This is a genomic window from Streptomyces durocortorensis, from assembly GCF_016901035.1.
Taxonomy (GTDB): domain Bacteria; phylum Actinomycetota; class Actinomycetes; order Streptomycetales; family Streptomycetaceae; genus Streptomyces; species Streptomyces durocortorensis.
In genome coordinates this window covers 1-8759 of the sequence record NZ_JAFEUF010000261.1, presented here as the reverse complement: position 1 = coordinate 8759, position 8759 = coordinate 1, and the positions used below count along the sequence as shown (strand labels likewise).

At 73.6% G+C, this 8759-nt stretch carries 7 protein-coding genes and 1 pseudogene; 4 read left to right on the top strand and 4 right to left on the bottom strand.

Annotated features, from left to right (window positions below; all coding sequences use genetic code 11):
* Positions 1–223: pseudogene (locus tag JS521_RS30535) on the bottom strand (hypothetical protein); the annotation flags it as partial.
* Here JS521_RS30535 and JS521_RS30530 point away from each other — a divergent pair.
* The 4 genes from JS521_RS30530 to JS521_RS30515 all read left to right on the top strand — a co-directional run bounded on the left by JS521_RS30530 (position 210) and on the right by JS521_RS30515 (position 6559).
* Positions 210–974 carry a zinc ribbon domain-containing protein gene (locus JS521_RS30530; protein WP_239488059.1) on the top strand — a complete coding sequence of 255 codons (765 nt, stop codon included), beginning with the start codon at positions 210–212 and terminating at the stop codon, positions 972–974. The pseudogene JS521_RS30535 and the gene JS521_RS30530 overlap by 14 nt on opposite strands.
* A gap of 380 nt (positions 975–1354) precedes the next feature.
* Positions 1355–2332 (top strand): terpene synthase family protein, encoded by a 978-nt coding sequence (locus JS521_RS30525; protein ID WP_205086173.1) that lies wholly within the window; start codon positions 1355–1357, stop codon positions 2330–2332.
* Positions 2333–2601: 269 nt separating this feature from the next.
* Positions 2602–4977, top strand: coding sequence for an N-acetylmuramoyl-L-alanine amidase (locus JS521_RS30520; protein ID WP_205086172.1), 2376 nt, complete (start codon positions 2602–2604; stop codon positions 4975–4977).
* Positions 4978–5029: 52 nt separating this feature from the next.
* Positions 5030–6559, top strand: coding sequence for a carboxylesterase/lipase family protein (locus JS521_RS30515; protein WP_205086171.1), 1530 nt, complete (start codon positions 5030–5032; stop codon positions 6557–6559).
* Here the strand turns inward: JS521_RS30515 and JS521_RS30510 are convergent.
* The 3 genes from JS521_RS30510 to JS521_RS30500 all read right to left on the bottom strand — a co-directional run.
* Positions 6556–7674: a CopD family protein gene (locus tag JS521_RS30510; RefSeq protein ID WP_205086170.1), complete on the bottom strand. Its 1119-nt coding sequence runs from the start codon at positions 7672–7674 to the stop codon at positions 6556–6558. The two genes, JS521_RS30515 and JS521_RS30510, sit on opposite strands and share 4 nt — an antisense overlap.
* A 161-nt stretch (positions 7675–7835) precedes the next feature.
* Positions 7836–8051 carry an EF-hand domain-containing protein gene (locus JS521_RS30505; RefSeq protein ID WP_205086169.1) on the bottom strand — a complete coding sequence of 72 codons (216 nt, stop codon included), beginning with the start codon at positions 8049–8051 and terminating at the stop codon, positions 7836–7838.
* A 39-nt stretch (positions 8052–8090) separates the two neighbouring features.
* Positions 8091–8759, bottom strand: a 669-nt coding sequence (locus JS521_RS30500; protein ID WP_205086168.1) for a polysaccharide deacetylase family protein, incomplete at its 5' end; no start/stop codon positions are given.

Sequence of the window (8759 nt, the reverse complement as noted above, 5' to 3'; positions counted from 1 at the left end):
AGCGCCCGGCCCGAACCGCCGCGCCCCCGGCGGAGTCACCGTCCGTACCGGCGCAGCCGCCCGTGCCTCCGGTCCGGCCCGTGCGGCCCGCCCCCGCTCCCGTACGCCCCGGAATCCCGGCCTCCGCACCGACGCCACCGACGCCCCGGAGCACGTCCGAGACGAACACGGCGGACGGGTCGGACGGGTCGGACGAGCCGATCGGGGCGGTGCGACCGGCCAAGCCCGTGACCCGGCGGCCCGTCGTGCGGCCCGTGGCGGCGGACGAGACGCCGGACGGTCCGCCCTGCCCGGCCTGCGGCACGCCGAACCTGGCCGGGCGGAAGTTCTGCCGACGGTGCGCCGCTCCGTTGCAGGTCCGGGAGCAGCCGGCCGCCCTGCCCTGGTGGCGCACGGTGTGGCCGTTCCGCCGCCGGGTGCGCGGCGGTTCGGGCCGGGCGCTGCGCCGGACGCTGCTGGTGCTGGCCCTGGCCGGACTGGTGCTCGCGGGCTTCCTGTTCTTCCCGTTCGGGCGCTACGTCTTCGAGGACGTCCGGGACAAGCTCGGCGGAACGGCGGAGATCAGCCCCACCGGGGTGACCGCGAGTGCGGCGGCCTCCGGCCACCCGGCAAGCGCGGCGATCGACGGCGTGACGAACAATTACTGGGGCGCACCCAAGCTCGGCGCCTCGCTGACGTGCTCGTTCGGGACGCCGTTCCGGCTGGTCGGCGTCGTGGTGCACACCGGTGTGTCCAAGGAGCCGCAGGAGTTCCGGCGGGGCGCGCGGCCGATCCGGGCGGACCTGTTCGTCACCACGAAGGACGACAAGGTCCACAAGAAGGCGGTGACCTTCAACGACAAGCCCGGCAAGCAGGAGATACGCACGGGCATCAGCGACGTCGTCTCCGTCCGGCTGGTGCTGCGGGAGGCGACCGGTCAGGGCGAGGGGCGGCCGATCGCGGTCGGCGAGGTCGAGTTCTTCAAGCGCACCTGAGCCCCGACCGCTGTCCCAGAGGTTCACCAACTCCCCAGTAACGATCAGAGACTTATTGACGACCAAACAATTTCGGTCACAAATGGCTTCCCTCGGCACCCCCACAGGGGGTTGACTGGGCATTACACATGGTGACGCGCTCGCCCACCGGTTGACCGGCCCTGCCCCGGCGCCGCGACCGGCGGCGGGGGAAGGAGGACAGCGATGGCCCTCCCACCTCGCAACGCCGCTTCGTGGCCCGGCTCCCGGGCTGTCCGCCGTCGCTTCCCCGGGCGGGACCGTCCCGTGCTCGACCACCCGGAATGTGCCGTTCACATCGTCCGCGCGTATTCATCAGACGAGGGGCAGCAATGAGCCAGATCACGTTACCGGCGTTTCACATGCCGTTCCAGAGTGCCGGGTGTCATCCGGGCCTGGCGAAAACCAGGGAGGCCGCCTGGGAATGGGCGGAGTCCGAAGGGCTCGATCTCTCCGTAGCGGCCCGGCGGAAAATGATCCGGACCCGCCCGGAACTGTGGATATCCCTCATCTTCCCGAAGGCCTCGCAGGACCATCTCGACCTGTTCTGTCAATGGCTCTTCTGGGCCTTCCTGGTGGACGACGAGTTCGACGACGGCCCGGCCGGACGCAATCCGCTGATGTGCGAGAAGGCGATCACCCGCCTGGTGGACGTCCTCGACGGGGCCGAGCCGAACGGGCCGATGGAGCGGGCGCTCGCCGGACTGCGGGACCGGACCTGCCATGGGCGGTCGCCGCAGTGGAACCGGCAGTTCCGGCGGGACACCGCCGCCTGGCTGTGGACGTACTACGCCGAGGCCGTCGAGCGGGCCGCCGGGCAGGTGCCGACCCGGGCCGAATTCGCCAAGCACCGGCGGGATTCCGTCGCCATGCAGCCGTTCCTCTGCCTGCATGAGATCACCGCCGGAATAGAGCTTCCGGATTCCGCCCGGAGCCTGCCCGCGTATATCGCCCTGCGGAACGCGGTCACCGACCATTCCGGGCTCTGCAACGACATCTGCTCCTTCGAGAAGGAAGCCGCTCTCGGTTACGAGCACAACGCTGTACGGCTGATTCAGCGCGACCGGGGATCCACCCTCCAGGAAGCCGTCGACGAAGCCGGGATCCAACTCGCCCGGATTGCGGAGCGGGTACAGCGGGCGGAAAAGGAACTGATCGAGGAAATCGAGGCGGCGGGCATCGAAGGCCCGACCCGGGCGGCCCTGGAGCGCTGCGTCCAGGACTACCGGGGACTCGTACGGGGCGACTTCGACTACCACGCGCGCGCCGAGCGCTACACCCGTCCGGATCTGGTGGAGCTGGACGAACGGGACTCGCTGTCCCAGCACTTCGCGGCCTGAGGACCTGAGCGGCCTCGGCGACCTCAGCGGCGGGATCGGTCGGGGCGGGCAAGGCGGCAGGGCAGGGCGGAACAGTCCGACCCCCCGCCTCGCCACCGCCCCGCTGCCCGCCCCATCACCCCGTCCCGCCCACATGGAAGACTGGCCCCGCAAGCATGTCCCGGGTCGCCCCACCGGCCGGGCCGACGAAACCGTCGTGCCCCCCGGTCAGCGACCGACCGGCCGGAATGCCCAGCCTTCCAGTCGACGTCGTCCCCGGGGAATCACACGTGAAAGCACAGCGAAGAGTCTGGACCACCGCCGCCCTCACCACGGCGGCCGTGGTGGGCGTCCTGGTGTTCCAGGGCGTGACCGGCACCTCCGGCACCGACGGCGACGGGCGGCCGGCGGACACCAAGTCCGGCCCGGTGAAGGCCGATGTGCACCGCGCCGCGCTGAAGACCTCCGCCGACGGCGGCTCCGCCTCGCTCTCGCGCCGCGACGCCGAACCCTTCAGCCTGCTCGGGGTCACCTGGACCGACCCGGCGGCGAAGGTGACCGGCCGCGTCGAGGCCCGTACCCGGTCCGCAGCCACCGGGGAGTGGACGGGGTGGCTGCCGCTGGACACCGAGGTCGACGGGCGCACCGAGACCGGCCGGTCCGGCGTCCGGGGCACCACCGAACCCCGCTGGGTCGGCCCGTCCAACGGCGTCGAGGTCCGCGTGAGCACCGCGGACGGCGCCCGGGCCGGGCTCCCCGAGGGGCTGCGGCTCGACACCGTCGACCCGGGCGGCGCCCCCGCCCCGCTCGCGGCGGACACCACGCCGGCCGGCGCGGAGCCCGCGCCGCTCGCCCCCGAACCGGCCGCGCTCGCCGCCGACGAACCCTCGCCCGGCGAGGACCCCACGGCGACCGAAGAACCGACCGCGGGACCGGGCGGGGAACCGACCGGAGAACCGGGCGAAGGACCGACCGAGGAGCCGGGCGGAACGCCCACGGACGAGCCGTCCCCCGCCACGGCCACCGAGTCCCCCGCACCGCCGTCGAGCCCCGACCCCGGCACCGGCACCGCGTCCCCGACGCCGTCCGCCTCGCCGACGACGCCCACCGGCACCCCGTCGCCGACGCTCCCGCCCGCGCCGCCGTCCACCGTTCCGCAGCCGCCGATCCTCTCCCGTACGGCCTGGAAGGCGGACGAGTCGCTCAACGGCGAGGCGCCCGACTACCTGGACGGGGTGAAGGCCGTCTTCGTGCACCACACCGCGCAGACGAACGCGTACTCCTGCGCCGACTCGGCGGCCATCGTGCGCGGCCTGCACACGTACCACGTGAAGTCGAACGGCTGGAAGGACCTCGGCTACAACTTCGTCGTCGACAAGTGCGGCACCGTCTTCGAGGGCCGCAAGGGCGGTGTGGACCGGCCCGTGATGGGGGCGCACACCTACGGCTTCAACCGGGACACCGCCGGGATCGCCGTGATCGGCATGTACACCGACACCAGGGCCGCGACCGCGGCGACCACCGCCGTCGCCCGCGTCGCCGCGTGGAAGCTCGGGCAGTACAAGGGCGACCCGGCCGGTTCGGTCCAGCTGACCGCCGGGGCGGACGGCAAGAACTTCGCCGGGAAGACGTTCACCGCGGGCCGGGCCTACCCCTTCCAGCAGATCTCCGGACACCGCGACGGGTTCAACACCGAGTGCCCCGGCGGAAGTCTGTACGCCCAGCTCCCCGCCGTCCGCTCGCTGGCCGCCGGCCCCGTCACGGGCCTCACCATCGCCTCGGTGACCGGGGCGAACGCCTCAGGCTCCACGTACTACACCCGGTCGAAGATCACCGTCGGGTGGCGGGCGACCACCCCCGCGTCCCTCGTCCGCAGTTACGAACTGCTCGTCGGCGGAAAGCCCGTGGCCACCGTCGGGGGCGGTGTCACATCGGCCGCCGCCACCCTCATCGCCGGCAAGCACGCCGTGCAGGTCCGGGCCACCCACCAGTCGGGAAAGACCTCGCTGTCCCCGGCCGCGACCGTGGTCGCCGAGACCACACCGCCGGTCTTCTCCACCAAGCCCGCCCTCACCCTGCGCACCGGCACGGTGAACGCCACCGCCGTCCCGCTCACCCTGAAGTGGAAGGCCACCGACGCCGCCGCCCTCAAGGAGGTCCGGCTCACCGCGCCCGTCGCCAGGACGTACGGCCCCACCACGGGCAGCGCCTCGCACACCGCGAAGCCCGGAGTGACGACCGCCTGGAAGATGACGGCGTACGACCAGGCGGGCAACAGCGCCGCCGCCTCGGTCCCGGGCGCCCCGGTGATCCTCCAGGAATCCGCCGCCAAGAAGACGGGCAAGTGGACGACGAAGTCCTCCGGCAGCTATCTCGGCGGGAAGTCGTACTCCAGCAGCACCAAGAACGCCGCCCTCACCTGGACGTTCACCGGCCGGTCAGCCGCCTGGGTGGTGTCGCGGGCCGCCACTTCGGGGCAGGCATACGTCTATGTCGACGGCAAGAAGGCCGCCACGGTGGACCTGAAGTCCTCCACCACCAAGTACCGGGACGCGATCTGGACGACGTCGTGGTCCTCCAGCGCCAAGCACACGGTGAAGATCGTGGTCGTCGGCACGAAGGGCCGCCCGACGCTGACCACGGACGGGCTGGTCTACCTGAAGTAGCCCGCCCGTACCACCGCACCGCACCGCACCGCGAGAGAGGTTGGCAGGCACCATGACCGACGTCGTGGCGGGGGCTCCCCCGCAGGCGAGGACCGTGCACGGAACCGTGCGCGGTGCGGTGGAGCGGGGCGTCGCGGTCTTCCGCGGCATCCCGTACGCGGCTGCGCCGGTGGGCGCGCGGAGGTTTCGCGCGCCCGAGCCGCCGGAGCCGTGGACCGGGGTGCGCGAGGCCGTGGCGTACGGCCCGACCGCCCCCAAGCGACCCTACGCCCCGCCGCTGGACCGGCTGCTGCCGGATCCGGCGGTCCCGGGCGACGACTGGCTGAACCTCAATGTGTGGACGCCCTGGCCCCGGTCGGACCGGGCCGCCGGGCTCCCCGTCCTCGTGTGGATCCACGGCGGCTCGCTGGTGCACGGCTCCTCCGCGGTGCCGGTGTACGACGGGTGGGCGTTCGCCCGGGACGGGGTGGTGCTCGTCTCCGTCAACTACCGCCTGGGCGTCGAGGGCTTCGGCGTCCTCCCGGACGCGCCCGCGAACCGGGGGCTGTTGGACCAGCTGGCCGCCCTGGAGTGGGTTCGCGACAACATCGCGGCGTTCGGCGGCGACCCGGAGCGGGTGACGGTGGCCGGGGAGTCGGCGGGCGCGATCAGCATCGCCGGGCTGCTGGCCGCGCCCCGGTCGGCGGGGCTCTTCCGGCGGGCGGTGCTCCAGAGCGGGGCGCCCGCCGCGCTGCCCCCGGACGCGGCGCGCGGGACGACCGAGCTGATCGCCAAGCGGCTCGGGGTGCCCGCGACGGCCGCCGCACTGGCGGCCGTGGCCCCGGAGGCGCTGCTGACCGCGCAGACCGAGGTGACCAGCGGCGGGAACCCGCTGACCGGCCGCCACTCCTTCCAGCTGGTCGTCGACGGCGACCTGCTGCCCCACGACCCGGTGACGGCGCTCCACGCGGGCGCGTCCGCCGGAATCGATGTGCTGCTCGGGACGAACACCGAGGAGTACCGGCTCTGGTTCGTGCCCGGCGGCCTGACCGAGCGGATCAGCCGGCTGAAGCTGCGCCTGGCCCTGCTGAAGTTCCGGGTGCCGAACGCCACCGCCCGCACCTACCGGACCAACCGCCCCGACGCCACACCCGGCGAGATCCTGGGCGCGCTGGCGACGGACCTGCTGCTGCGGGTGCCGCTCAACCGGCTGGCCGACGCCCGGACGGGCGCACCCGGTGCCACGTACGTGTACGAGTTCGGCTGGCCCACCCCCGTAAAGCGGCTCGGGGCCTGTCACGCGCTGGAGCTGGGGTTCGTGTTCGACACCCTCGCCCACCCCGACACCCGTGCGCTGACCGGCCCGGACGCCCCGCAGGAGCTGGCGGACACGATGCACCGGGCGTGGGTGGACTTCGTGACGGACGGGAATCCGGGGTGGCCGGCCTGGGACGCACGGCGACCGGTGGGGTTCTTCGGCCAGGACGGCCAAGACGCCCGGAACGGCCAGGACAGTCAGGGCGGACTGGACGGTCCGGCCGTGGTCCTGGCTCCGCGCGACGACGAGTTGCAGAGCTGGAAGCCGTACCGGAGCGCCTCTTAGGGCCTCAGCGAGATCCAGTGCGGGTCGGGGGCCACGGTGAGGACGGCCGAGATCACGACGACCAGTCCCAGCACGACCTGTTCGCGGCGGGCCAGCCGGTGCGCGAGCGAGGGGTCGGTGTCCCGGAGCATCCGCCGCCGCGCCGCCAGGGCCAGCACGCTGACGACGGCCATCAGCGCCAGCTTGAGCAGCAGGGTGCGTCCGTAGGCGGAGGTGAACACCACGTCCAGTGGCAGCCGGCGCAGCATCGAGGCGGTGCCGGTGGCGGCGAGGGCGACGTACAGCCAGATCGCCAGGCGCGCGTACCGGCCGAGCAGCGCGCGGGCCGCGACGGGCGAGCCGCGCCAGAGCCACATGGTGCGCAGGACGTACAGCAGGCCGCCGGTCCACAGCGAGGCGGCCGTCAGATGGACGACGGTGAGGGCGGCGCCGAACTCGGGGCTGTACGCCTCCGGGTGGGCGCGCAGGGCCTCCGCGCCGATGACGACGGCGAGCGGGGCGAGCGCGAGGGCCGGGCGCTTGCTCGCGGCGCAGAGGGCGGCGACGACCAGGCCGTTGGCGATGAGGAGGAGCAGTCCGCCCTCGCGGGTGCCGTAGGTCTCGGTGATCCCGAGATCGCTGACGGCGGCGAGCCGGACGATCTGCCCGGCCGCTGCGGCGGCCCCGGCGAGCGAGGCGAGCACCGCCCAGCTCCGGACGGCGGTACGGGGGCGGCCCCGGACGGGCCGGATGAGCTGCGGGGCGAGCAGTTCGCCCAGGTGGAGGGCGAGCGCGGCGAACAGGACGGTGCGGAGCACGGTGGTGAGCCCCGCGCCGGGTATCCGGAGCTCGCCGGTGCCGCGGGCCACGAGGCCGGGCCCGAAAAGGGCGATGAGGAGGGCGAGGACGCCCGCCGCGCAGAGCAGGAGAGGGGCCGTCCACGAGCGGCGGGCCGCCGCCTGCCCGGACGCGGACGCTTCCCCGGGTATCGCGCCGGCGCGCGGCGCATCGCCCGAAGGCGTCGTCGGCGTGACCGGCGCGGTCGACGCCTGAACGACCGCTGCCGCAGCCGCTGCCGCGGGGGGTATGCCGAGGCCGGCCGACGCGGCCGGGTCGGCGGGAGGTCCGGAGAACATCACGGCTCGATCCTCGTCGGTGGACAAAGCCACAGCAAGCCGCGCACGGTGGGCGGGAAGCCCGCAAGGCACCCGCAAGGGAGCTCTCCGGACGTACCCGTCGGCGGCCGGCCCCGACCAGCGCGGGACCGACCGCCGCAACGGATGGAGCTCTACCCGGCTCAGGCCTTGTTCTGCGCGGCCCAGAACTCGTCGAAGGTGAGCAGGCCGTCGCCGTTGCCGTCGTGGGCGTTGATGATCGCCTGCGCCACCGTCTCGGTGACGAAGGGGTCGCCCAGCTGGGCCATCGCGCTCTTGTACTCGTTGGCCGTGATGAGGCCGTCGCCGTTCGCGTCGAACTTGTCGAATACCGTGCGCGCCGACTCGATGTCCGCCACTGTTCCGCCCCTTCGTGATGCCGAATGTCAGGGGTCAGATTATCGGGCCGTCCGGGTGACGTCGGCGGCCGGTCGGTCCAGCAGCTCCGTGGCCGTCACGGCGTGCAGCCCGCGCCGGCCGATCTCGGCGAGGAGCAGCGGCAGGGCGTCGACGGTGACCGGGCGGCCGAGGCTCAGTTCCACCACGGATCCGTTGCGCAGCTCCCCGGCGACCTTCCGGGTGACGGCGGCGACGCGGGTGGCCGCGTGGTCGAGCGACTCCACGTCGCAGCCGAGGACATGGGGGTAGCCGGCCCGCCGGGCGAGGCGCTGGACGAGCGGGGAGGCGTACGCGGTGGGCGAGGGCCGGAACCAGGCGCCGACGGACCCGGTGAGCCGGCGCAGCCGCCGGGCACAGGCGGCGATCTCCTCGTACGCGGCGCGCTCGTCCAGGGCCGCGAGGTCGAGGTGGCGCTCGGTGTGGTTGCCGATCTCGTGGCCCCCGTCGAGGATCCGGCGGGCCAGGCCGGGGTGCTCGGCGAGCCAGGTGCCGACCGCGAGGACCGTGACACGCGCCCCGGCCCGTTCGCACCGGGCGAGTGCGGTACGGGCGAGGTCCGGGTCGCCCCGCCCGTCGAAGGTGAGGGCGACGCGGGGCCGGTCGCGGGGGCCGTGCGCGATGCGGAAGGGCAGCCCGGGGAAGCGGCGCGGGGCGGCGGCCGGGAGGGG